Genomic DNA, 23,729 nt, shown 5'->3' on the forward strand with positions numbered 1-23,729 from the left:
GCAGCAGAATCCTGCGCTGCCGGTCACCCGTCAATGAGTTGGTCCAGACCTTTAGAGCAATCCACAAATTGGTCTCTACCACTTGTACCGAAAAACGGGCCGCCCCTCCGCCGCGGGAGGGGCGGCCCGTCCGACGCTCCGGCGGACCGGGAGAAGGGTCAGACGACGCCCACCGAGGCGAGGGCCCGCCGCTGGCCGGGCGACGGCTCGGCCGGGAAGTAGAGGTAGCAGACGCCGCCGGTGCCGCCGCTGATCCCGCCCGAGGCGTTGATCCGCTTGGTACGGAGCCAGATGGTCTCGAACTGGGCCCGCTTGTAGACATGGCGCACCACGTCGTCGCTCGCGCTCGCCGGGTCGTTGGCCACCACATCGCCCTCGGGCGTGAAGCCGACGACGCACATCAGATGGCCGGAGGTGCCGTAGCCCGCTCCGTCGAGTTCCCCGGCGAGGAAGGACTGGGACGTTATCACGGGGATGCCGGCCCTGATCAGCCGCTCGACGTCGTTCAGCGAGCGCAGCCGGGTGATGACGCCCTGCAGGTCGCGGTAGGTGGCGGCGTAGGCCGCGTTGAAGGGCCAGTTGCCGCAGCCCTCGTACTGGTAGTCGTAGGTGTAGCGGGCGCCGTGGTCCACCTGCGGATCGGCGTAGGAGGGGTCCACCCAGGCGGTCTGGGCGGCGGTGGGCCCGCGGCCCCAGTACTCGACGGCCATGGTCGAGGAGGTGGGGCTGCACCAGGCCTCGCCGCCGTTGTCGTACTGCGGGTACTGGCCCTTGTGGATGTCCTGCGAGTAGCGCGGCACCGGCAGTTCGTGGCCGGCGCCGGCGCCCGGCACCGAGGCGGGCACGGTGTAGCGGTCGGGGATGGTCGAGGCCATCGCGCCCAGCCGCCACACGGTCGGCGTCAGCCGGCTGCCGGGCTTGCGGAACAGGGTCAGCCGCAGCCGGTACGAGGCCAGCAGCCGGCCCGCGCTCGCGTCGTCGATGGAGAAGGTGTCGGTCCAGATGCTGCTCGTGCCGTCGCTCTGGCCGTCGACCGAGGTGCGCCGGATGTCGTCCGGGCCGTCGCCGGCGGTCCAGCGGCCCATGACGTAGGCCGGAGTGGCGGCGCCGTCGGTGTAGGTGCCGAGCAGTTCCACCTGGATCCAGGTGCCGGCCGGGGTGTCGGCGTTCCAGGAGGAGATCAGCTCGGTGGCCGGGTGCGGCACCCGGCGGACCGGGGAGGTCCAGGACGCCGACTCCCAGGTGGCGGTGGCGCCGGTGTGCGGGTCGGTGTAGTCGAAGGTGCCGGTCGCCCGGGCGATCCGCACGCCGGGCCGCCGGCCGGGCACCGGGAGGGTGCCCCGGTGCGCGCCGAACAGCCAGTCGGGGTACGACGTCCAGCCGTGGTAGTCGACGGGCGCGTCGTCCGGCGCCGGTCCGGCGCCGCCGCGGTGCGGCGCGGCCCCGGAGGCACCGGCCGGCGCCGGGGCGGCGCTCGCGGCGGACACGGTCGCGGCGGAGGCGGCCACCGCGAGCGCGGCGGTCAGTACGGCACGCCGGGGCGCGTTGTCGGTCATGGCGTGAGTCCCCTCGTTTCCCTCGGCATGAGTGGGAAGCGCCGCCTGTGCCTGGTGGGGCGGAACGGCGGGTGACGACCACTATCGCGGCTCAGCCGCCGTTTCCACCAGCGTTTGCCGCCGCGCGCCGCGTACCAATATCGGTCTGGACCACTGGCGGTCAGCCGGGCAGAACCACCAGGTCACGTCCGGTCAGATTGAGCCGCTCGCCGCCGTCCGGGGTGCACACCGCGATGTCCTCGATCCGCGCGCCGAAGCTGCCGGGCAGATAGATCCCCGGCTCCACCGAGAAGGCCATCCCGGGCTCCAGCGGACGTCCGCTGCCCGCCACGATGTACGGCTCCTCGTGCGTCTCCAGGCCGATGCCGTGGCCGGTGCGGTGGATGAAGTGCTCGCCGTAGCCCGCTTCCGTGATCAGGTCGCGGCCGACCGCGTCGAGTTCCTCGGCGGTGATCCCGGGGCGGATCGCCTCGGTCTGCGCGGTCTGGGCGCGCAGCAGCACCTCGTAGAGCTCGCGGAAGGCGGCGGGCGGCTCGCCGACCGCGTAGGTGCGGGTGGAGTCGGAGCAGTAGCCCTCCGGGAGGGTGCCGCCGATGTCGACCACCACCGGGTCGCCGCTCTCGATCACCCGGTCGGAGACCTCGTGGTGCGGGCTGGCGCCGTTCGGCCCCGAGCCGACGATCACGAAGTCCACCGTGGCGTGCCCGGCGTCGATGATGGCGGCGGCGATGTCCCTGGCCACCTCGCGCTCGGTGCGGCCGGGCCTGAGCCACTCGCCGATCCTGCCGTGCACCTCGTCGATCGCGGCGCCGGCCCTGCGCAGCGCCGCCACCTCCGCGGCGCTCTTGCGCATCCGCAGCGAGGACAGCAGGTCGCCGGCCAGCGTGGCCTGCGCGCCGGGCAGCGCCGCTTCCAGCGACAGCAGCTTCTCGGCCCACATGTGGTTGTCCACGGCGAACAGCCGGGTGTTCACCGGCAGCCGGCGGGCGATCAGCTCGTAGGCGTTGTCGGTCTCGGCGTAACCGGTGATCTCGATACCGAGCCCGCTGACCGGGGACGCCTGGGCCGCCGCCTTCTCCAGCGCGGGCACCACCAGGAAGGGCTCGTCTGCGGCCGGGACCACCAGGCAGGTCAGCCGCTCCATCGGATGGGCCTGGTAGCCGGTCAGATAGCGCAGATCGGCGCCGGGTGAGATGAGCAGCGCGTCGAGCCCGGCGTCCGCGGTGGCGCGGCGGGCGATTTCGAGACGATCGAAGACGTACAGGTCGGCCGCACCGGGCAGGGAGTCGCTCACCCGGACCACGGTAGACGCAAAGCCGATCACCCGCACCCAGCCGCGGCGCATCGGCGCAGGTCCGTGCCATGACGCGACGCCGCCCGGCCGGCACCGGGCCGGAAGGTCCCGGGAGGCTCGCGGGGGCGCGGACACGGGCGGAGCCGTACGCTCGGCGTTCATGGGAGACGACCTCACTCCGGACCGGCTGGCCGCTCTGCTGCCCCTGCTGGAGCCGTCCTGCGGGCCGGTGCGGCTGATCGCGGTGGACGGGCACGCCGGATCGGGGAAGACGACGTTCGCGAAGCGGCTGGCGGCGGAACTGGCGGGCGCCCCGGTGGTCCATACGGACGATCTGGCCACCCACGAGGAGCCGTTCGCCTGGACCGGGCGGCTGACCGAGCAGGTGCTGTCCCCGCTCGCGCGGGGCCGGACCGCCCGCCATCAGGTCTACGACTGGGTGGCGCGCCGCTTCGACGGCGAGCGGGAGGTGCCGGCCGCGCCGGTGGTGCTGCTGGAGGGCGTGGGCACCGGCCGGCTGGCACTGCGCCCGTATCTGGCGCTGCTGCTGTGGCTGGAGGTCGACGCCGGGACCTCCCGGCAGCGCGGCCTGCTGCGGGACGGGCCGGAACTGGCCCACTTCTGGACCGGCTGGAACCGCCAGGAGGACGCCCACTTCGCCGCCGACCCGTCCCGGCCGTTCGCGGATCTGCTGATCCACCAGACGGTGGACGGCTACCGGGCGGTGACAGGAGGGGCGCGGCGGACACCGGCGGCCCTGCGGGGTCACGACGGGTGACCGGCTGACGGCGGCCTGCTGCGGGGGGCCACGGGTCCGCGCAAGCTGCCGCGACATTGCTTGACCACCCGGGTATCCAGCAATTACGTTTTCAACAAGCGGCCGGAAACAGCTGCTCAGCAGACGCGAAGCCCCCGGTTGTTCCCCCGTGACCGGGGGCTTCGCCCTGTCCCGGTGACCGGAATGCCGCTCTTGTCGGCCCGGCGGACTCACGCACCGTCACCGCCTCGGCACCCTCATGTCGCGACGCCCGCCGCGGTCCGGCTTCCCACGGCACCCTACGGCGGCGCGAGTATCGCGGGTACGATGCCGAAAGAGGGCGGCGCGGCAGCAATGGGGATGCTGCTGCCTGCCTCAACTCCAGCCCGCGGGCCTGGGTTTGGGATGAGGCGGAGTCGGCGCGGGGGACGGATTGGTGGGGACTTGATGGACTTCGGCACCGACCGTCCGGGCTCCCCGGCCGATCTGGCCTGGCTGCGCGGAGTCGACGCGTACACCATGGGGGCCTACGTCCAGGCCGAGGAGGAGTTCAGGTCCGCGGTGCGGATGGACCCCGGCATGGCGGACGCCTGGCTGGGCCTGCACGCGCTGCGCGCCGACACCTCGACCGCGCTGCTCCAGATGTACCGGCACCGGGACCGCTTCGGCGAACAGCGCGCCGCCCACCGTCGCACCCTCAACTCCTGGTACTGGCTGGGCTGGTGGGTGCAGCCGGTGCTGGAGACCAGCCGCGATCTGCTGCTGGCGCACGCCTCGCACTGGCTGGACGGCCGCCATGTCGCCGAGCTGGACCGGGCGTTGGCCGACTGTCCGCCGATCGACACCGACCCGCAGGTGCGCTTCCTGCACGGCTGCCGGGCCTATCTGGTCAAGGACTGGGAGCACTTGGTCCGGCACACCGAGCCGCTGCTCGGCGATCCGGTGCTCGGCATCGAGGCCGGGCTGTTCGGCGGCATGGCCCGGGTCCGGCTGGAGATGTGCGGGCAGGCCGAGCCGCTGCTGGCCGCCGCCCTGATGCGCTGCCGCAGCGAGCAGCCCCAGCGCAAGGAGCTGCGCTACTGGCTGGCCCGGGCCTATGAGGGCACCGGCCGTACCGCCGCCGCGGTGCCGCTCTACCGGGCGGTGCACCGGGTCGACCCGGCCTTCATGGACACCGCCGCCCGGCTGGCCGCGATCCACGAGTCGGACGACGGCCTGGACGAGGGCGTGGGTCTGGCCGCGGTGTCGCTGGCCGGCGCGGGCACCGGCCAGGCGATACCCGAGGGCGCCGACCTGGAGCCGTCCCTGCTGGCGGACCCGGCGGTCGGCGCCGGCCCCGGCCCCGACCTGGACGAGGCCCTGCTGGGCCCCGGACCGCTGGACGACGGCATACGCGACCGGGCGGCGGCCCCGCTGGCCGGCTCCCTCCCCGCGCAGCTGCCGCTGGGCGGCTCCGATCCCGTACTGCTCACCCAGGCGCTGGCCGAGCTGGACCGCATGGTCGGCCTGGAGCCGGTCAAACGGCAGGTCAAGGCGCTGTCCGCCCAGCTGCGCATGTCCCGGCTGCGTTCCGGCCAGGGCCTGCCGGTGCAGCCGCCGAAACGGCACTTCATCTTCTCCGGGCCCTCCGGCACCGGCAAGACCACGGTGGCCCGCATACTCGGCCGGGTCTTCTACGCGCTCGGGCTGCTCGGCGGCGACCATCTGGTGGAGGCCCAACGATCCGACCTGGTGGGCGAGTTCCTCGGCCAGACGGCGGTGAAGGCGAATGAGCTGATCGACTCGGCGCTCGGCGGGGTGCTGTTCGTCGACGAGGCGTACGCCTTGTCCAACTCCGGTTACAGCAAGGGCGACGCGTACGGCGACGAGGCGCTCCAGGTGCTGCTGAAGCGCGCGGAGGACAACCGGGACCGGCTGGTGGTGATCCTGGCGGGCTACCCGGAGGGCATGGACCGCCTGCTCGCCACCAACCCCGGCCTCAGCTCCCGCTTCACCACCCGGGTGGACTTCCCCAGCTACCGCCCGCTGGAACTCACCCGCATCGGCGAGGTGCTCGCCAACGACAACGGCGACCGCTGGGACGAGGAGGCGCTGGAGGAGCTGCGCGCCATCAGCGCGCATGTGGTGGACCAGGGCTGGATCGATGAGCTGGGCAACGGGCGGTTGCTGCGCACGCTGTACGAGAAGAGCTGCGCCTACCGGGACCTCCGCTTGTCGGAGTATCCGTCGAACCCGAGCCGCGACGAGCTTTCCACGCTGCGGCTGCCGGACCTCATGCAGGCCTACGGCGAGGTCCTCTCGGGGCGAAGCCCCGGGGTCCCGCCCCCGGACCCGGCGGACTAGCCGCGCCCCTCGCGTGCGGCACGGCCCCATCTGCCCCGTCGTGGCTTGTCGCGCCCACGCGGCGGCAGCCGCACAAAAAACACAGCCCCGCGCCCCTGACGGGGCACGATTCCTCCGACCCGAGGGCGGGAGCGCCCCGTAGGGGCGCGGGGAACTGCGCGAGCGACCCACCACCGGCCCGAGGCCCGGCTACCGCCGGAAGCACCCCACCCGGACGCCCCCACGTCACCCCCGGCGAAGAATCCGGCCCCGCCAGGGGCGCGGGGAACTGCGCGAGCAACCCACCACCCGCCCGGGGGTCCGGCTACTGCCGGAGCAACCCGCCCCGGACGGTCCCGAGTCGCCCCGGGCGGAGAATCGTGCCCCGAAGGGGCGCGGGGAACTGCGCGGGCGACCCACCACCGGCCGGAGGTCCGGCTACTGGCGGAGGGACCCGACCCGGACGGTGCCGGTGCCGCCCTCGGGCGGTGCCGGTGCCGGCGCTGGGACCGGGGCAGAGCGATGCGCGGGGTCGCGGACCTCGCCCACCAGCATTTCGAGGACGTCCTCCAGGGCGACCAGGCCCAGGACGCGGCCCGAGGAGTCCGCGACAGCGGCCAGGTGGGAGGCCGCCCGCCGCATCGCGGTGAGCGCGTCGTCCAGCGGGAGGTCGGCCCGCAGCCTGGTGATCGGGCGCCACAGCCGCCGCGGCACGGGCCGGTCCGCGTCCTCCACGTCGAGGACGTCCTTGACGTGCAGATAGCCGAGGTAGCCGGAATCGTCACCGACCGGTGACGCCACCGGGAAGCGCGAGTACCCGGTGCGTACCGTCAGCTCCTCCACCTCGCGGGCGGTCGCGGTGGGCGCCAGCGTGATCAGCTCGCCGGGAAGGAGCAGCACCTCGGTGACCGGGCGGGTGCCCAGCTCCAGCGCGTCCTCCAGCCGCTCCTGCTCGTCGGAGTCGAGCAGCCCGGCCTGCCGGGCGTCCTCGACCAGGACGGTCAGCTCGGCGCTGGTGAACACCGCGTCCACCTCGTCCTTCGGTTCGACCCGGAAGGCCCGCAGGATCAGCCGGGCGCAAGCCCCCAGCACCGCGATGACCGGGCGGAACACCCGGGCGAAGCCCACCAGGCCCGGGCTGAGCCACAGCGCGGTCTTCTCCGGCGCGGCCATCGCCAGATTCTTCGGCACCATCTCGCCGATCACCAGGTGCAGCGAGACCACCAGGGCCAGCGCCAGCACATAGCCCACCGGGTGGACCAGCCCCTCCGGCATCCGCGCCGCGGTGAACACCGGCTCCAGCACCCGCGCCAGGGTCGGTTCGGCGACCGCGCCGAGGGTCAGCGAGCAGACGGTGATGCCGAACTGCGCGGCGGCCATCATCTGCGGCAGGTGCTCCAGGCCGTACAGGACCGTACGGGCCCGGCGCTGATCGGCGGCGAGCGGTTCGATCTGGCTGCGGCGGACCGAGACCAGGGCGAACTCCGCGCCGACGAAGAAGCCGTTGCCGAGCACGAGCAGGACGGCCAGCAGGAGTTGGAGTGCGCTCATCGGGCCTTCTCCTCCCCCGCGCCGAGGCCGGTACGCACGATTCCCACCCGTTCCGCGCGATGGTGGCCGACCTCCTCGACCCGCAGCCGCCAGCCGGGCAGCTCGGCGGTGTCACCGACCTCCGGGATACGGGCCAGCAGGTCGGCGACGAGTCCGGCCACCGTCTCGTAGGGTCCCTCGGGCGCGTGCAGGCCGATCCGGACCAGCGTGTCGATCCGGCAGCCGCCGTCGGCGGTCCACGCGGGGTGGCCGTTCTCCGGCGGGGCCTGGGCCAGGGCCGGCAGGTCGACGGCGTCGTGCTCGTCGCGGACCTCGCCGACCAGCTCCTCGACGATGTCCTCCAGCGTCACCACACCGGCGGTGCCGCCGTACTCGTCCACCACGACCGCGATCGGCTGCTGGCTGCGCAGCATCTCCAGCAGCAGCTGGCCGGGCAGTGTCTCGGGGACCAGCAGCGGGGGGACGGCTATCCGGCCGGCCGGGGTGCGGTCGCGGAGTTCGGCCGGGACGGCGAGCGCGTCCTTGAGGTGGACCATGCCGGTGATGTCGTCCAGCCGCTCGCGGTAGACGGGGAAGCGGGACAGGCCGGTGGCCCGGGTGAGGTTGAGGACGTCCGCGGCGGTGGCGGTGTCCTCCAGCGCGCTGACCCGTACCCGCGGCGTCATCACGTTCTCGGCGGTGAGGTGGCCGAGCGAGAGGGTACGGACGAACAGGTCGGCGGTGTCCTGCTCCAGCGCCCCGGCCAGCGCCGAGTGCCGGGCCAGCGACACCAACTCGCTGGGGGTGCGGGCCGAGGCCAGCTCGTTGGCGGGCTCGACGCCGAGCATCCGCACCAGGTGGTTGGCGGTGCGGTTGAGCAGTTCGATCAGCGGCCGGAAGGCGGTGGAGAAGGCGCGCTGCGGTCCGGCGACCATCCGGGCGACGGCGAGCGGCCGGGCGACCGCCCAGTTCTTGGGGACCAGCTCGCCGATCACCATCTGGACGGCGGAGGCCACGATCATGCCGAGCACGACCGCGAAGCCGGCGGCGGCGCCGTCCGGTATCCCGAGCGCGGCGAGCGGCCCGGTCAGCAGGTCGGCCAGCGCGGGTTCGGCCAGCATGCCGACGACCAGCGAGGTGATGGTGATGCCGAGCTGGGTGCCGGACAGCTGGAAGGAGAGTTTGCCCAGTGCCGCCACCACGCTGCGGGCACGGCGGTCGCCTTCGGCCGCGGCGCGTTCGGCGGCCGGGCGTTCCACGGTCACCAGCCCGAACTCGGCGGCGACGAAGAATCCGTTGGCGAGGATGAGGACGAGGGCCGCTGCGAGCAGCAGCAGGGAGGAGCTCATGATGCCGCCGCTCCGCCCGCCGGAGTGGAAGGGGTCGGGGCGGGAGGGGCGGCGCGGGTACTACCGGACGGTTCGTCCATCGGGCTGGGGAAGTCACTCCTCGGGCTGTCGGGGCCCCGCGGGCGGTACGGCGGGAGGGGGTGCGGGGCGGGCGCGGTGGGCGCCGTCGCTCCAGGGTAGTCACTGCGGCCGGTGACGCGAAGGACGGTATACAGGCGTCGGCCGCGGGGTCGCCCCGGGTGGGTCCGGTGTGCCGCGCCGGCCCTGTCGTACGGGCGGGGGGTCAGTGCGATTCGTCCGCCGTGTCGCCCCGGGCCTCGCCCAGTTCCTGCACCAGGGTGCGCAGGCGCAGCGCGTCCCGCAGTGCCCGCTGCTTGGCGATGCCGGGCTGGATCGCCATCACGGCCAGGCTGGTGCCGTCGGCGAGGTCGAGGTGCACCCAGGCGTCGCCGTTGCGCAGATGGACGCCGAGCACCTCCGGCCAGGCCAGCCGCCGCTTGACGATGAGGTTGACGACGGTGAGCCCGGCCGGGTCGGCGACCGCCTTGGGCCGGCTGAGCAGCACCAGCACCGAGCTGAAGAACGCCCCGGTGAGGCTCACCACGACCCGCTCGCCGGTGCTCCAGGGTGCCTGGCCGTCGTGCGGCATGGCCACCGCGACGGCGGTGAGCACCGCGAAGAGCGCGGCGCCCATGGTGAGCAGCACCACCCGGGTGACGACCGGCCGGAAGGTGACCGGCAGGTCGTCGCGTACGGCGGGGCGGCCGTCGGCCGGGGTCACAGCCGGGCGGCGTGGATGCCGGTGGTGAGGATGGCCCGGGCGCCGAGGTCGTACAGCTCGTCCATGATGCGCTGGGCCTCGGCGGTGGGGACCATGGCGCGGACCGCGACCCAGCCCTCGTGATGCAGCGGCGAGACGGTGGGCGACTCCAGGCCGGGGGTCAGGGCGACGGCCCGCTCGACCTGCTCCACCCGGATGTCGTAGTCCATCATCACGTAGCGCCGGGCGACCAGCACGCCCTGGAGCCGGCGCAGGAACTGCCGCACCTTGACGTCCACCTCGCCGTCGGCGCCGACCCGGCGGACGACCACGGCCTCGGAGCGCATGATCGGCTCGCCGAAGGTCTCCAGACCGGCGTTGCGCATCGAGGTGCCGGTCTCGACCACGTCGGCGATGACCTGGGCGACGCCGAGCTGGATCGCGGTCTCCACCGCGCCGTCGAGGTGGACCACCGCGGCGTCCACCCCGTGGTCGGCGAGGTACTTCTCGACCACGCCCTCGTAGGAGGTGGCCACCGTCATCCCGCCCAGGTCCTGCACGCCGGTGGCGGTGCCGGGCTTGGCGGCGAAGCGGAAGGTGGAGCGGGCGAAGCCGAGTTCGAGGATCTCCTCGGCGTTGGCCCCGGAGTCCAGCAGCAGGTCGCGGCCGGTGATGCCGATGTCCAGGCGGCCGTTGCTGACGTAGATGGCGATGTCGCGCGGCCGCAGGTAGAAGAACTCGACGCCGTTGTCGGCGTCGACCATGACGAGTTCCTTGGACTCCTTGCGCTGGCGGTATCCGGCCTCATGCAGCATTTCCGCCGCCGGTACCGACAGTGAGCCCTTGTTGGGGACGGCGATGCGCAGCATGAGGACGGATTCCTTGTCTCGGGGGCTGGGATGCTCGGGTGCTCTGGGACTCAGGGGCGCTTGGGCTCAGGGGGCGCGGACGACTCGGGACGGCGGCCGGGTGTACCCGATCTTCTCTACAGATGGGCGTACACGTCGTCCAGCGAGATTCCCCGGGCGACCATCATCACCTGAACGTGGTACAGCAGTTGGGAGATCTCCTCGGCGGTGGCGGCCGGGCCTTCGTACTCGGCCGCCATCCACACCTCGGCGGCCTCCTCGACCACCTTCTTGCCGATCGCGTGCACGCCCTTGCCGACGAGTTCCGCGGTGCGGGACGTGCTGGGGTCGCCGGTGGCGGCCTTGTGCTGGAGCTCGGTGAAGAGCTCCTCGAATGTCTTGTTGGCCATGGTGGTCCTAGGGTACGGGGAACGGCCGGCCGGTCAGCGCCAGGGTTCGGCGACCGAGCGCAGGATGGCGGCGGTGGCGACGGCCGCGGTGACCGCTTCGTGCCCCTTGTCCTCGTTCGAGCCGGGCAGTCCGGCCCGGTCCAGTGCCTGCTCCTCGGTGTCGCAGGTCAGCACCCCGAAGCCGACCGGGACTCCGGTGTCCACACTGACCTGGGTGAGGCCGGCGGTGACGCCCTGCGAGACGTACTCGAAGTGCGGGGTGCCGCCGCGGATGATCACCCCCAGCGCCACGATCGCGTCGTAGCCGCGTCCGGCCAGCACCTTGGCCACGACGGGGAGTTCGAAGCTGCCCGGCACCCGCAGCAGGGTCGGCTCGTCGATGCCGAGCTCGTGCAGGGCGCGGACCGCCCCGTCGACGAGGCCGTCCATCACCTGGGTGTGCCACTGCGCCGCGATCACCGCGACCCGCAGGTCCTCGCAGTTCTTCACGGTCAGCTCGGGGGCGCCCTTACCGCTCACTTCTCTCCTCGGTGCTCAGCTGTCGGTGGCGTTCCCGCGGTCGGCGGGGCCGCCGGGTCGAGCCACGGCAGATCGTGGCCCATCCGGTCGCGCTTGGTGCGCAGATACCGCAGATTGTGCTCCCCGGGCGCGACCGGCATCGGCTCGCGCCCCCTGACGTCCAGGCCATGGCTGACCAGGGCGCCGGTCTTGGCGGGGTTGTTGGTCATCAGCCGCAGCGAACGCACCCCGAGGTCGGCCAGCACACTGGCGGCGACCCCGTAGTCGCGGGCGTCGGCGGGCAGGCCGAGTTCCAGATTGGCGTCCAGGGTGTCGCGGCCGCGCTCCTGGAGTTCGTACGCGCGCAGCTTCGACATCAGGCCGATGCCGCGCCCTTCGTGGCCGCGCAGATACAGCACCACACCGCGTCCGGCCTCGGCGACCTTGCGCAGCGCGGCCTGCAGTTGCGGGCCGCAGTCGCAGCGCTGGGAGCCGAAGACGTCGCCGGTCAGGCACTCGGAGTGCACCCGGACCAGCACGTCGTGGCCGTCGCCGAGATCGCCCGCCACCAGCGCGATGTGCTCCACGCCGTCGGTGGCGCTGCGGTAGCCGTAGGCGCGGAAGTCGCCGTAGGTGGTGGGCAGCCGGGTGCTGGCCTCACGGCGGACGGCCGGCTTCAGCGAACGGCGGTAGGCGATGAGGTCCTCGATGGAGATGATCGCCAGGCCGTGCTTGCGGGCGAAGGGGACGAGTTCCGGCAGCCGGGCCATGGTGCCGTCCTCGCGGGCGATCTCCACGATGGCCGCGGCCGGCCGCAGCCCGGCCAGCCGGGCCAGGTCCACACCGGCCTCGGTGTGGCCGGCCCTGGTCAGCACCCCGCCGGGCCGGGCGCGCAGCGGGAAGACATGGCCGGGGCGTACGAAGTCGGCCGCGGCGGCGGACGGCTCGGCCAGCAGCCGGATGGTGGCGGCCCGGTCGGCGGCGGAGATCCCGGTGGTCACGCCGTGCGCGCCGGTCGCGTCCACCGAGACGGTGAAGGCGGTGCCCATCGACTCGGTGTTGGCGGCGACCATCTGCGGCAGGTCCAGCCGGTCCAGCTCGGTGCCCTCCATGGGCACGCAGATCAGCCCGCGGCACTCGCTCATCATGAAGGCGACGATCTGCGGGGTGATCTTCTCGGCGGCGACGATCAGATCGCCCTCGTTCTCCCGGTCCTCGTCGTCGACGACCACGATCGGCCGGCCCGCGGCGATCTCGGCGAGGGCGCGTTCGACCGTGTCGAGGACCAGGGCGCCGTCGTCGTACCAGTCGTCCCGCATGTCCGGCCGGAGATCCGGCCGCGGTTCCTGCGGTGAATCCTGCTGGTGCTGCGGCGCGGTCACGGTGTTCATGCCGTCGCTCCTTCCGAGACGATGGAGGTGCTCGGGGACTCGGTCCGGTCCGGGACCGCGGGGGTTCGCCGCCGGGTCTGCTGCCACCAGGAGTACATTCCGGCGATCACCAGGACGAAGTAGACGATGTAGACCAGGCCGGAGAACGGCAGGCCGCTGTGGAAGTTCAGCGGCACCCCGACCAGGTCGACGGCCAGCCAGGCGAACCAGAACTCGACCCAGCCGCGCGCCTGGGCGACCATCGCGGCGAGCGTGCCGGTGAAGATGTAGGCGTCCGGCCAGGGGTTCCAGGACAGCGAGGGGAAGGCCAGGAAGAGCGAGGCGACCGCGACGGTGCCCAGCCCGGTGGCGGCGACCAGCACCGCCCGCTCCGGCCAGGTCGCGAAGCGGACGGCGAGCCGCCCGTCGCCGGCCGCGCCGTGCCGCCAGCGGTACCAACCCCAGCCCGCGACGGTGATCACCACGAACTGCTTGCCGACACCGCCGCCGAGGTGCGCGCCCCAGAAGGCGGCCACCAGCACCGCGCCGGACAGCAGCTGGACCGGCCAGGTCAGCAGGGCGCGGCGCCAGCCCAGCGCCAGGGCGGCCAGGCCGAGCAGGTTGCCGATCATGTCGGACCACATGACGTGCTGGTGGAAGGCGGTGAACGCCTCGCTGTTCAGCCCGTGCACCACGTTCATACGACGCCCCCCGGCTCCGGTGTCCCCGCGGGAGCGGCGCCGGGCATCATCTTCTCCACATACTTGGCGATGACGTCCACTTCGAGGTTGACCGGGTCGCCCGGCTGCTTGATGCCGAGGGTGGTCAGCGCGAGGGTGGTCGGGATCAGGCTGACGGTGAAGCGGTCCGGGGCCGCGTCCACCACGGTGAGACTGATGCCGTCCACCGTGATGGAGCCCTTCTCCACCACGTAGCGGGCGAGTTCGGCGGGCAGCGCGATGGTGACGATCTCCCAGTGCTCGGCCGGGGCGCGGTCCAGTACGGTGCCGGTGCCGTCCACATGGCCCTGCACGATGTGGCCGCCGAGCCGCCCGCCGAGCGCCATCGGACGCTCCAGGTTGACCCGGGAGCCGGGGGACAGCGCGCCGAGGCTGGAGCGCTTCAGCGTCTCGGCCATCACATCGGCGGTGAAGGCGCCGTCCCCGAACTCGACCACGGTCAGGCAGACGCCGTTGACGGCGATGGAGTCGCCGTGCTTGGCGCCCTCGGTCACCACGGGGCCGCGGACGGTGAAGCGGGAGGCGTCGCCGAGGTCCTCGACGGCGGTGATCTCACCCAGTTCTTCGACGATTCCGGTGAACACTTCAGCTCTCCTGGGGGACGGCGGGGGCGGCGGGGACCGCGGAGGCGGCCGGACCGGTGGGAACGGCGGGGACCGCGGGGACGGCGGAAACACGCAGGTCGGGCCCGAGGCGTACGACATCGATCACGTCGAGCCGCAACGCCTGCGCGATGGTGCTGATTCCTGCGTCGGCCAGCGCGGCCGGGCCGGCGCCGAGCAGGGCGGGCGCGAGGTAGCCGGTCACGGTGTCGACCGCGCCGGCCGCGACGAACGCCCCGGCGAGCGTCGGCCCGCCCTCCAGCAGCACCGAGCGCACCCCGCGGCCGTGCAGTTCGGCGAGCAGGGCGGTGATGTCGATGCCGCCGGGGCCGGTCGGCGCGGCATGCGGGCCGGGCGGCTCGGCGTAGGGCAGCCGGGCGATGTCGACGCCGGGCAGGTGGGCGGTGTCGGCGTCCTCGCCGACGACGACCAGGGTGGGGGCGGCGTCGTCCAGTACGCGGGCGGCCAGGGCGATACGGGCCCGGGTGTCCACCACGACCCGCAGCGGCTGGGTGGCGCCGTCGACACCGCGCACCGCCAGCTGGGGGTCGTCGGCGAGCAGGGTGCCGGAGCCGACCACCACCGCGTCGGCCTCGGCGCGCAGCCGGTGCACGTCCTGGCGGGACTGCGGGGAGCTGATCCAGCGGCTGGAGCCGTCGGCGGCGGCGATCCGGCCGTCGAGGGTGGCGGCGTACTTCCAGCGCACATAGGGGCGGCCGAGCCGGACCGAGGTGAGCCAGGCGATGTTGACCGCCTCGGCCTCCTCGGCGAGCAGCCCGCTGTCCACGTCCACCCCGGCCTCCCGCAGCGTCCGCCCGCCGCCGGCCGCGGCCGGGCTGGGGTCGGCGACCGCGTAGACGACCCGCGCGACGCCGGCCTCGATCAGCGCCCGGGCGCAGGGGCCGGTCCGGCCGGTGTGGTTGCAGGGTTCCAGGGTGACCAGGGCGGTGCCGTCCCTGGCCCGCTCCCCGGCGGCGAGCAGCGCGTGCACCTCGGCGTGCGGACCGCCCGCCCGCCGGTGCCAGCCCTCGCCCGCCACGGCGCCGGACGCGTCCAGGATCACGCAGCCCACCACGGGATTGGGGGCGGTGTCGCCGAGCGCGCGAGCGGACAGCGCGACGGCGCGACGCATCGCGTCGGTCTCCATGGCGGTGGCCACCGGGTCCTCCTGCCTCTTCGGGCACGGACTCCGGGGCGTTGTGGGACTTCGAGCGGAACGCCGCTCCCCGCACACCGGAACACTCGCGGACCCACGCTTCCCGCGTGGCCCGCCGTGCGGCGGCGTACCGTGAACAACGCCCGCCGCGCACTGCCTCCCATCCGGACTTTAACCGTCGGTCCAGGAGTTTCACCTGGTCAACCGGCCGCTGGCAGCGGTCGGGTCGCGGACTGTAACCGCCGGTTCGGAATTTCACCGACCCCGGAGTGCGCAAACGTCACTGATACGCGACCCATGGTGCCACGCCCGCCACCCCCGGGCCCAGCCGATTCCTGTGCGGTCCCTCACACGGCGGCGGAGTTTGACGGCGCGTCCGGGCGCGGGCGGGGGCTCAGGCCCCCGGGGCGAACAGCACGTCCTGCGCCGCGTCCACCGCCGTGATGACCGCGCCGCGCAGGATCGGGCCGCCCTCGACGCCGGTGACCTCGACCAGGGTCCGCAGCGGCGAGAGCCGGGCGAGCCGCTCCTCGACCAGCGCCGCGAGCCCCGGCCCGCCCGCCTGGCCGACCTCGCCGGCCAGCACCACCCGCCCGGGGTCGAGCACCGCGCAGATCGCCGCCGTCCCGACCGCGATCCGGGCGGCCAGCTCGGCCAGGAACGCCTGTCCGGCGGACCCGGCCGCCACCGCCGCCCGCACCGCTGCCCCGGCCGCCGCCGCGTCGGACGCCGGTCCGGCGGGCAGCCCGTGCGACCGGGCCAGCGCGCACACCGCCCGGCTGCCGACCAGTCCGTGGTAGCCGTTGTCGCAGTCGGTGGCCGTCGGCAGCTCGCCCGATCCGGAGATCGGCAGGAATCCGACCTCGCCGGCGCCGCCGGAGATACCGCGCCGCAGCCGCCCGTCCAGGACGACGCCGGCCCCGACGCCGCCGCCGATCCAGAGCAGGACGAAGGTGTCGGCGTCCCCGGCCGGCCGGCTGCGCTGCTCGGCGACGGTCGCCAGATTGACCTCGTTCTCCAGCAGCACCGGCACTCCGAGGCGTTCGCGCACCTCGTCCACCAGGTCGCCGTGCCAGGCCGGCAGCGCCCCCGAGGAGCTGAGCCGCCCGGTCACCGGATCCACCAGCCCGGGCGCGCCGAAGACGACGGTGTGCAGCCCGGCGGCGGCGCCCGCGGCGCGGGCGGTGTCCTCCAGCAGGGCGATCCCGTCCGCGACGATGCGCTCGGGCCGGGCGCCGGCCTCCACCGGCAGGGCCGCGTGGGCGACGGTGCGCCCGAGCAGGTCGGCGATCTCGACCGCGATGCTCTCGATCCGGACGTCGAGCCCGGCGACGTACGCCCGGTGGGCGACGATCCCGTAGACCCGCGCGTTGGGGCCGCGCCGGGCCTCCCCCGTCTCGCCGACCACCTCGATCAATCCGGATTCCTGGAGGCGTTCCACGAGATCGGCGACGCTGGGCCGGGACATGCCGGTCAGTTCTTTCAACTGGCCCGCGGTGAGCGGCCCTTCCTGCTGGAGCAGCCGCAGGGCGAGCCGGTCGTTGATGACGCGGGCGGTGCGGGGCGACGCGTTGCGCCCGGGGAGCGCGCGGGTCACGGTCATGCGGCGATCCTTCCAGACCGGAAAACTCCTTATCCTTCAGGGAGCCTTCCTGATAGTTTACCGACCATGCAGAGCGCTGACGCCACCGGGCGCGCCCCCGCTTCGGCCCGCCGGGCCCATCTGACCATCGCCATCGCCTTCGCCGTGCATGGCGCGGCGAACGGCACCTTCGCCACCCGTATCCCCTGGATCAAGGACCATCTGCACCTGAGCGCGGGCCAGTTGGGACTGGCCCTGGTCTGCCCGGCGATCGGCTCCTCGCTGCTGATGCCACTGGCCGGCCGGCTGATGCACCGGTTCGGCTCGCGGGCCGCGCTGCGGCTGCTGCTGGGCCTGTGGTGCGTGGTCCTGCCACTGCCGGCGCTGGCCCCCGGGCTGCCCTGGCTCTGCCTGGCGCTGCTCCTCTTCGGTGCCAGCGCCGGTATGACGGACGTGGTGATGAACGCGCTGGGGGTCGCGGTCGAGGAGCGCAAGGGCAAGTCGATCATGTCGGGCCTGCACGGCATGTGGAGCCTGGGCACCCTGGTCGGCGCCGGCATCGGCGTGCCGGCGACCCACCTGGACATCGACGCCCGGGTCCATCTGGGCGCGATGTCCGCGCTGCTGCTGGTGATCGCCCTGCTGGTGTGCGCCTCGGCGCCGGACGTCCGGCCGGGCGCCGACGACAAGGCCCCGCCGCGGTTCGCGCTGCCGCCGCGCGCGGCCCTGGTGATCGGCGCCATCGGCTTCTGCGGCACCTTCGCCGAGGGCGGCAGCTCGGACTGGTGCGCGGTGTATCTCAAGGACGTCACCCACGCCTCGGCGGCGATCGCCGCGCTGGCCTACACCGGCTTCTCCGCAGCGATGGTGACCACCCGGCTGCTGGGCGACTTCGCGGTGCGCCGACTGGGCGCGGTGACCACGCTGCGGGTCGGCGGAGTGGTCGCGACGGTCGGCAGCGCGCTGGTGGTGGCCTCGCACTCCCCGGTGACCGCGATCGGCGGCTTCGCGCTGATCGGCGTCGGGGTGTCCACGGTGGTGCCGCTGTGCTTCGCGGCGGCCGGGCGGCGCGGTCCGGTGCCGAGCCAGGCGATCGCCGGGGTGGCCACCGTGACCTACACCTCGGGCCTGATCGCCCCGGCGGCGATCGGGGGGATCGCCGGGGCGAGTTCGCTGACCGCGTCCTTCGTCCTGGTCACGGTGCTGGCGATGGGCCTGGTGCTGGGCGCCGGCGTGGTGCGGACCCCCGCCGGGGCGGTCACCGGCTCCCCCGCGCCCTCCGTACCGTCCCCGGCGCCGGTGGACTAGCCACCGTCCGGCGGTCGGTCGGAGCGTCCCGCTCGGGACGCTCGTCCGGCGTGCCTGGGCACCGAGGGGAAGAAGGGGCCCGGCGGGCACGCACGGGGGAATCGAGCCCGCCGGACCGTGCTCATTACGGTAGCGGCCCGCCACGCTCTGTTGGGGCCGACCGCGCATAATTACATGCCGCGCGAATACGCCATGGCACAGGCGCGCGCCGTCATCACCCTTACCAAGCAGGGGAGTTGGCGAAAAAGGGCGCAAGGCCGGGCCGATATCAGCCGGTGGTCAGGTCCTGCAGACCCACCACCTGGAGCAGCCGCAGCCGATCGTACGACTCGGTGCCGGGACGGGCGCTGTGCACGATCAGCCGCTGATCGTGTCCGGCGCTCAGCAGCACCTCGCAGTCGAGGACCAGCTCGCCGACCACCGGGTGCAGGACGCGTTTGACGTCGAAGCGCCGCACCGCCACCTCGTGGTCCTCCCACAGCCGCGCGAACAGCGGGCTGACCGCGCGCAGTTCGGCGACCAGCGCGGCGGGCCGCGGATCGTCGGGCCGGGCGGCGACCACCGCCCGCAGCCCCGCCACATGGTTGCGGGCCAGCGTCCCGCGGTCCTCGGCCGGGAACAGCTCCGGCGCCCCGGGATCGGTGAACAGCCGCCGGATGATGTTGCGCGCCCGGGGCGGACGCGCCGAGATGTCGCCGAAGACGGCGGCGGCCATGGTGTTCTGCGCGATGACGTCACCGAAGTCGGTGATCACCTGCGCCGGGGTGTCGTACAGCCGGTCCAGCACCAGCAGCAGCCCCGGGCGCACATGCCCGCCGGCGCCGGTCTCCCGGGGCGGCTCCTCGCCCGACAGGTGGAACAGGTGGTCCCGCTCGTCGGCGCTCAGCCGCAGCGCCCGGGCGATCGCGGTGAGCATCTGGCGCGACGGGCGGGAACCGCGGCCCTGTTCCAGGCGCGTGTAGTAGTCCACCGACATGCCCGCCAGCTGGGCGACCTCCTCGCGGCGCAGCCCGGGGGTGCGGCGCCGGGCGCCTTCGGCCAGGCCCACGTCGCCGGGGCTCAGGCGGACGCGGCAACGGCGCAGGAAGTCGGCGAGCTCCGATCGGTTCACACCTCCCAGGATGCGTCGGCGGGGCCCGCCGCGGCCAGGGGCTATCCAGGGAGCGCCACTCCCCGGATAAGGCGGTCTCTCCCGGCCGGCGGGCCGGTCCCGCAGGCTGCTCTGGTCGGTCGCGACCCGCGGGCCAGGCACGGCGATCCCGGCGCGGCGGCATCGGCGACGAGGAACACGTCATGAGGAGCAGGGCATGAGGAGCACGGTATGAGGATTCTGGTCACCGGGGCGACCGGGCAGGTGGGCCGCAGGTTCGTCCCGCGGCTGCTGGGACGAGGGGCGGGCGGCGACAGCGTGCGGATACTGGTGCGCGACGCCGCCCGGGCCGAGCCGCTGACCCGGCTGGGCGCCGAGACGGTCGTCGGTGAGCTGCGGGAGCCGGCCGACGTGCGCGCGGCGGTCGAGGGGGCGGACACTGTGGTGAACGTGGCGGCCTCCTTCCGCGGCGTCCCCGACGAGGAGGCCTGGGAGGTCAACCGGGACGCGGCGCTCGCCCTCGGCCGGGCCGCGCGGGACGCGGGCGTCACCCGGTTCGTCCAGGTCAGCAGCTGTGTGGTGTATGGCGCGGGGCGCGGCCGGCCCGCCGTGGAGGACGACGAGCCGATCCCCGGCTCGCTGATGTGGGGTGCCTACGCCCAGTCCAAGCGCGCCGCCGAGGAGGGACTGCTGGCGCTGCACCGGGAGAGCGGCCTCGACGTGCGGATCGGCCGGCTGGCCTTCGTCTACGGCGAGGGCGACCCGCATCTGGCGGCGAGTCTGCGCTGGGCGGCGCACTGGCCGGCCCACCAGCGGCTGACGACGGTGCACCACGCGGATGTGTCGCAGGGCCTGCTCCGGCTGCTGTACGCGCCCGGGATCGCCGGCCGCGCCTACAACATCGCCGACGACGCCCCGGTCAGCGCGGTCGAACTGCACTGGCTGAACGGCGCGGAGGTCCCGGAGGGCATGGCGGACCGCCCGCTGCCGGATGCCTGGGAGGGCGTGGTCTCGACCGTCCGTATCCGCGACGAGCTCGGCTTCCGCCCGCACTTCCCCTCGGTCTGGGCGGCGCGGGACGCCGGCGCCCTGTAGCCCGTTCCCGGGGCGGTGACGGCGGGCCGGGGCCGCTCACTCCCGCGCGCTTCGTCCCTTCCAGCAGGCTTCATCCTTTCCGGCCCGCTTCATCCTTTCCGGCGATACCACGGCGCGGGCGCCGGGCGGCCGGGCCGCCGCTGGGACGCTTGGCACATGACCACGGCACGGCGCCCGGGCCCCGCGGATGTCGGGCAGGTGCTCTCCCGGATGCGGGCGCTGAACGCGGCACTCCCCCGGGGTGACGGGGTGGCCGTCTTCAACCGCGTCTATCTGTCGGTGACGGAGGAGGTGCGGCGGCGGCTGGCCGCCGGGGCGTTCAGCGACGGATATGCCGCCGGTGAGCTGGCGGCGCGCTTCGCGGGCCGCTATCTGGCCGCGGTCGAGGACGACGCGGCGGGCCGGCGCCCGCCCGCCTGCTGGCGCGCGCTGCTGCGGCTGCGCTCCCATCGCGGCATCGCGCCGGTCCAGTTCGCGCTGGCCGGGATCAACGCCCATGTGGGGCACGACCTCGCGCTGGCCGTGGTGGACACCTGCCGGGCCGCCGGTTGCGCACCGCCCACGCTGGAGGGCGACTTCGACCGGGTGGGCGAGGTGCTGACCGGGATCGAGATCCGGGTCAGGGAGGAGCTGATGCCGGGCCCGGACGTACTGGAGCATGCCGAGCCGCTGACGCATCTGATCGGCGCCTGGAGTCTGGAGCGGGCCCGGGACGCCGCCTGGGCGGCGTCCCGGCTGCTGTGGGCGCTGCGCGGCTCGCAGGACGCCTACGAGGAGTGCGTGCTGCGGCTGGACGCGGGCGTCGCCCTGGTCGGGAGGTTCCTGCTCACCCCGCTGGACGACTGACCCTCACCGCGGGCGGTCAGTCCTCGGGCAGCAGCACCGGCGCTATCTCGTGGTAGACGTCGCCCGGGCCGGGGTTGACCGGGTCGCTCGCGCCGCCGAGGTGGTGCATGACGCCCCACACCGCGTTGAGCGCGGTCTGCACCGCGCCCTCGGCCCACCCGGCGGTCCAGGAGATGTCGTCGCCGGCCAGGAAGATGCCCCGCTGGTCGGCCGGCAGCGCGTCCTGCATGAAGTGGGTGAACAGCCGCCGCTGGTAGCGGTAGTGACCGGGGAGGTTGGCCTTGAAGGCGCCCATGAAGTAGGGCTCGTTCTCCCACGAGACGGTGACCGGGTTGCCGATGACGTGCTTTCTGATGTCCACCCCCGGGTAGATCTCGCCCAGCGAGGTGAGCATCACCTCCATCCGCTCGTGCGCGCTCAGCGGCAGCCACTTCAGGCTGTCGTCGCCCCAGGTGTAGGACAGGCAGATCGCGGCCGGCCGGTCCGGGCCGTCGTCGAGCAGGTAGGTGCCGCGCGTCATCCGGTCGGTGAGCGTCATCGACATCAGGTCCCGGCCGGTCCGCGGGTCCACGTCCCGCCAGAACGGCCGGTCGACGGGGACGAACAGCTTGCTGGACTCCATGTAGTGGGTGCGCTCGACGGCCGTCCAGTGGTCGATCGGGAACAGCGACTCGTCGCAGGCGATCTTGGACAGCAGCATCCAGCTCTGCGCGGTGAAGACCGCGGCGCGGTAGCCGCGGATGTCGCCGGTGGCGTCGGTGACGGTGATCCGGTTGCCCGCCGTGCGGTGCAGCGCGGTGACCGCCGGGCGGGGCCGGCCGTCGTGCAGCGAGCGCAGCGAGGTGCCGCGGGGCCAGTGCAGCGGTTTGTCCGGGGCTCGTTCCCACAGCCGCTGCGGCAGCTGCTGGCTGCCGCCGACGATGCCGCGGTGGTCGTCGTCGGCGCCGGTGTAGACCACCCGCAGGATCTCCAGGATGGAGTTGGGGAAGTCGGTGTCCCAGCCGCCGGTGCCGAAACCGACCTGGCCGAAGATCTCGCGGTGCCGGAAGGACGCGAAGGCCGGGGAGTCGCACAGGAAGCCGTAGAAGGTCTGGTTGTCGAGCTTCTCGACCAGCGCGGACCACAGCGCGCGGATCCGGGGTACGTCCCGGGTCCGCAGGGCGCGCTGCATCGCGGAGAAGTCGGCGCCCTCCTCCAGACAGGCGTTCCAGGCGCGCATCACCTGGTGGAAGACCTCGGGCAGGTCCTCCACGGTGGTCGCGTAGTGCGTCCGGCCCTTGAGGTCCACCACGGTCGAGGGGGTGCCGGGCGCCAGCGGGTTGGGGAACGGCCTGGTCGTCAGGCCCACCAGGTCCACGTAGTGCTGGAAGGCGGTGGAGGACGGCGGGAAGCGCATCGCGCCCATCTCGGCGGTCAGCCCCGGGTCGCAGCCGTCGAAGCCCACGGTCCGCAGCCGGCCGCCGATCCGGTCGGCCTCGTAGACGACGGGCCGCAGCCCCATCCTCATCAGCTCGTAGGCGGTGACGATCCCGGACAGCCCGCCGCCGATCACCGCGACCTCGGTGCCGTGTTCGGTCGCCGGTACGGCCCCCAGGCCGGCCGGGTGCGCCAGGTAGTCGTCGTAGGCGTAGGGGAAGTCGGGGCCGAACATGGTGACGGGCGGCTGCGTCTGCGCCTCGACGTGCTGCTCGTCGTGGACGGCGGTGGGCACGGACGTCATGGGGCGCTTCTCCTGGCGGCTTCACGGGCGGCGCGGTCGGGGGCGGGATCGGCACCGTGCGTGCTGCCGGGGCCGGCACCGGAGCGGGCCAGCGAGCCGTACAGCTCCGGGCGGCGATCGGTCAGATACGGGGTCTCGGCGCGGGCGGCCCGCAGCGCCGCCGGATCGGCGTCGGCGACCAGCAGTTCGCCGTCCCCGCCGGCCCGGGCGCGTACCACCCCGTCCGGGCCGGCCAGGCAGCTCAGCCCGGTGAAGTGGAAGTCGCCCTCCGGGCCGCAGCGGTTGACGTAGGCGATGTACAGCCCGTTCTCGTACGCCCTGGCCGGCACCAGGGTGTGCGGCACGAATTCATAGGGGCGCATGAGCGCGGTGGGCACCACCAGCAGTTCGGTACCGGCCAGCGCGTGCGCCCTGACCGCCTCGGGGAACTCCACGTCGTAGCAGATCAGCAGGCCGATCCGGATGCCGTCCAGCTCGGCCTGCACCACGGGCTCGGCGCCCGGGGTGAAGGCCTCGCGCTCGAAATCGCCGAACAGATGGGCCTTGCGGTAGGCGGCCAGCGCCTCGCCGTCCGGTCCGATGAACCGGGCGGTGTTGAACACCGCCCCGCCGTCCCGCTCGGGGCCTCCGTAGACGATGCCGATCCGGTGCCGGGCGGCGATCTCCCCCACCCGCCGCTCGGCCGGCCCGCCGGCCGCCTCGGCCAGCCGCGGGTCCCCGGCGCCGAGCACATAACCGGTCAGGAACATCTCACTGGTGACGAGCAGCCGCGCCCCCAGACCGGCCGCCCGCCCGGCGGCTTCCTCCAGCACGGCCAGGCTCTCCGCGACGCCGCCGGGACTGCCGCCGGGGCCTTGCAGCAGGGCGGTGCGCAACGGCGCCATGGGGCCTCTTTC

The 23,729-nt window shown here is 73.6% G+C and carries 21 protein-coding genes and 1 riboswitch; of the genes, 5 read left to right on the forward strand and 16 right to left on the reverse strand.

Features of this window, described 5'->3' with window-relative positions; translation table 11 throughout:
* Positions 1-158 precede the first annotated feature (158 nt).
* Together ACFO3J_RS11045 and ACFO3J_RS11050 are read right to left on the reverse strand one after the other, a co-directional pair.
* On the reverse strand, positions 159-1,556 hold the full coding sequence (locus ACFO3J_RS11045) for a peptidase C39 family protein (protein ID WP_386428611.1): 1,398 nt from the start codon (positions 1,554-1,556) through the stop codon (positions 159-161).
* Between the two features lie 160 nt (positions 1,557-1,716).
* A complete protein-coding gene (locus ACFO3J_RS11050; RefSeq protein ID WP_386428612.1) occupies positions 1,717-2,850 on the reverse strand; it encodes a M24 family metallopeptidase in 1,134 nt (377 codons plus the stop codon).
* 160 nt (positions 2,851-3,010) lie between these two features.
* Here ACFO3J_RS11050 and ACFO3J_RS11055 point away from each other — a divergent pair, with 160 nt between their 5' ends.
* Positions 3,011-3,628, forward strand: coding sequence for a uridine kinase family protein (locus ACFO3J_RS11055; RefSeq protein ID WP_386428615.1), 618 nt, complete (start codon positions 3,011-3,013; stop codon positions 3,626-3,628).
* A 426-nt stretch (positions 3,629-4,054) separates the two neighbouring features.
* Positions 4,055-5,950: an AAA family ATPase gene (locus ACFO3J_RS11060; protein WP_386428618.1), complete on the forward strand. Its 1,896-nt coding sequence runs from the start codon at positions 4,055-4,057 to the stop codon at positions 5,948-5,950.
* 417 nt (positions 5,951-6,367) lie between these two features.
* Here ACFO3J_RS11060 and ACFO3J_RS11065 read toward each other — a convergent pair whose 3' ends face one another.
* The 11 genes from ACFO3J_RS11065 to ACFO3J_RS11115 all read right to left on the reverse strand — a co-directional run bounded on the left by ACFO3J_RS11065 (position 6,368) and on the right by ACFO3J_RS11115 (position 16,795).
* A complete protein-coding gene (locus ACFO3J_RS11065) occupies positions 6,368-7,480 on the reverse strand; it encodes a hemolysin family protein (RefSeq protein ID WP_386428620.1) in 1,113 nt (370 codons plus the stop codon).
* Positions 7,477-8,808: a hemolysin family protein gene (locus ACFO3J_RS11070; RefSeq protein WP_386428622.1), complete on the reverse strand. Its 1,332-nt coding sequence runs from the start codon at positions 8,806-8,808 to the stop codon at positions 7,477-7,479. Before ACFO3J_RS11070 ends, ACFO3J_RS11065 begins: the two co-directional genes overlap by 4 nt.
* A 283-nt stretch (positions 8,809-9,091) precedes the next feature.
* Positions 9,092-9,589: a PH domain-containing protein gene (locus ACFO3J_RS11075; RefSeq protein WP_386428625.1), complete on the reverse strand. Its 498-nt coding sequence runs from the start codon at positions 9,587-9,589 to the stop codon at positions 9,092-9,094.
* On the reverse strand, positions 9,586-10,437 hold the full coding sequence (hisG, locus tag ACFO3J_RS11080) for an ATP phosphoribosyltransferase (protein ID WP_386428627.1): 852 nt from the start codon (positions 10,435-10,437) through the stop codon (positions 9,586-9,588). Before hisG ends, ACFO3J_RS11075 begins: the two co-directional genes overlap by 4 nt.
* A gap of 116 nt (positions 10,438-10,553) precedes the next feature.
* Positions 10,554-10,826 (reverse strand): phosphoribosyl-ATP diphosphatase, encoded by a 273-nt coding sequence (locus tag ACFO3J_RS11085; RefSeq protein WP_386428629.1) that lies wholly within the window; start codon positions 10,824-10,826, stop codon positions 10,554-10,556.
* 33 nt (positions 10,827-10,859) lie between these two features.
* A complete protein-coding gene (gene ribH / locus ACFO3J_RS11090) occupies positions 10,860-11,345 on the reverse strand; it encodes a 6,7-dimethyl-8-ribityllumazine synthase (protein WP_386428632.1) in 486 nt (161 codons plus the stop codon).
* On the reverse strand, positions 11,342-12,643 hold the full coding sequence (locus ACFO3J_RS11095; protein ID WP_386429190.1) for a bifunctional 3,4-dihydroxy-2-butanone-4-phosphate synthase/GTP cyclohydrolase II: 1,302 nt from the start codon (positions 12,641-12,643) through the stop codon (positions 11,342-11,344). Before ACFO3J_RS11095 ends, ribH begins: the two co-directional genes overlap by 4 nt.
* A 68-nt stretch (positions 12,644-12,711) precedes the next feature.
* Positions 12,712-13,395 carry a nicotinamide mononucleotide transporter family protein gene (locus ACFO3J_RS11100; RefSeq protein ID WP_386428633.1) on the reverse strand — a complete coding sequence of 228 codons (684 nt, stop codon included), beginning with the start codon at positions 13,393-13,395 and terminating at the stop codon, positions 12,712-12,714.
* Complete coding sequence (locus ACFO3J_RS11105) at positions 13,392-14,018, reverse strand: riboflavin synthase (protein WP_386428636.1); 627 nt, start codon at positions 14,016-14,018, stop codon at positions 13,392-13,394. Before ACFO3J_RS11105 ends, ACFO3J_RS11100 begins: the two co-directional genes overlap by 4 nt.
* Before the next feature lies 1 nt (position 14,019).
* On the reverse strand, positions 14,020-15,195 hold the full coding sequence (gene ribD / locus ACFO3J_RS11110) for a bifunctional diaminohydroxyphosphoribosylaminopyrimidine deaminase/5-amino-6-(5-phosphoribosylamino)uracil reductase RibD (RefSeq protein ID WP_386428638.1): 1,176 nt from the start codon (positions 15,193-15,195) through the stop codon (positions 14,020-14,022).
* Between the two features lie 143 nt (positions 15,196-15,338).
* Positions 15,339-15,469, reverse strand: a riboswitch (FMN riboswitch).
* Between the two features lie 117 nt (positions 15,470-15,586).
* On the reverse strand, positions 15,587-16,795 hold the full coding sequence (locus ACFO3J_RS11115; RefSeq protein WP_386428640.1) for an ROK family transcriptional regulator: 1,209 nt from the start codon (positions 16,793-16,795) through the stop codon (positions 15,587-15,589).
* A 66-nt stretch (positions 16,796-16,861) separates the two neighbouring features.
* On the opposite strand from ACFO3J_RS11115, the gene ACFO3J_RS11120 reads away from it, so the two are divergent.
* Positions 16,862-18,082, forward strand: coding sequence for an MFS transporter (locus ACFO3J_RS11120; RefSeq protein WP_386428641.1), 1,221 nt, complete (start codon positions 16,862-16,864; stop codon positions 18,080-18,082).
* 268 nt (positions 18,083-18,350) lie between these two features.
* Here ACFO3J_RS11120 and ACFO3J_RS11125 read toward each other — a convergent pair whose 3' ends face one another.
* Positions 18,351-19,193 (reverse strand): helix-turn-helix transcriptional regulator, encoded by an 843-nt coding sequence (locus tag ACFO3J_RS11125; RefSeq protein ID WP_386428644.1) that lies wholly within the window; start codon positions 19,191-19,193, stop codon positions 18,351-18,353.
* Positions 19,194-19,403: 210 nt separating this feature from the next.
* On the opposite strand from ACFO3J_RS11125, the gene ACFO3J_RS11130 reads away from it, so the two are divergent.
* Together ACFO3J_RS11130 and ACFO3J_RS11135 are read left to right on the forward strand one after the other, a co-directional pair.
* A complete protein-coding gene (locus ACFO3J_RS11130) occupies positions 19,404-20,267 on the forward strand; it encodes an NAD-dependent epimerase/dehydratase family protein (protein WP_386428647.1) in 864 nt (287 codons plus the stop codon).
* A gap of 156 nt (positions 20,268-20,423) precedes the next feature.
* Positions 20,424-21,113: a DUF5995 family protein gene (locus tag ACFO3J_RS11135; protein WP_386428650.1), complete on the forward strand. Its 690-nt coding sequence runs from the start codon at positions 20,424-20,426 to the stop codon at positions 21,111-21,113.
* Positions 21,114-21,129: 16 nt separating this feature from the next.
* On the opposite strand, the gene ACFO3J_RS11140 is transcribed toward ACFO3J_RS11135, so the two are convergent.
* Both ACFO3J_RS11140 and ACFO3J_RS11145 read right to left on the reverse strand, forming a co-directional pair.
* Entirely contained in the window at positions 21,130-22,833 is a 1,704-nt protein-coding gene (locus ACFO3J_RS11140) for a flavin monoamine oxidase family protein (RefSeq protein WP_386428653.1), read from the reverse strand.
* Positions 22,830-23,717: a carbon-nitrogen hydrolase family protein gene (locus ACFO3J_RS11145; RefSeq protein WP_386428654.1), complete on the reverse strand. Its 888-nt coding sequence runs from the start codon at positions 23,715-23,717 to the stop codon at positions 22,830-22,832. Before ACFO3J_RS11145 ends, ACFO3J_RS11140 begins: the two co-directional genes overlap by 4 nt.
* Between the last annotated feature and the right edge of the window lie 12 nt (positions 23,718-23,729).

It is taken from the genome of Streptomyces polygonati (assembly GCF_042650325.1).
Lineage (GTDB): Bacteria > Actinomycetota > Actinomycetes > Streptomycetales > Streptomycetaceae > Actinacidiphila > Actinacidiphila polygonati.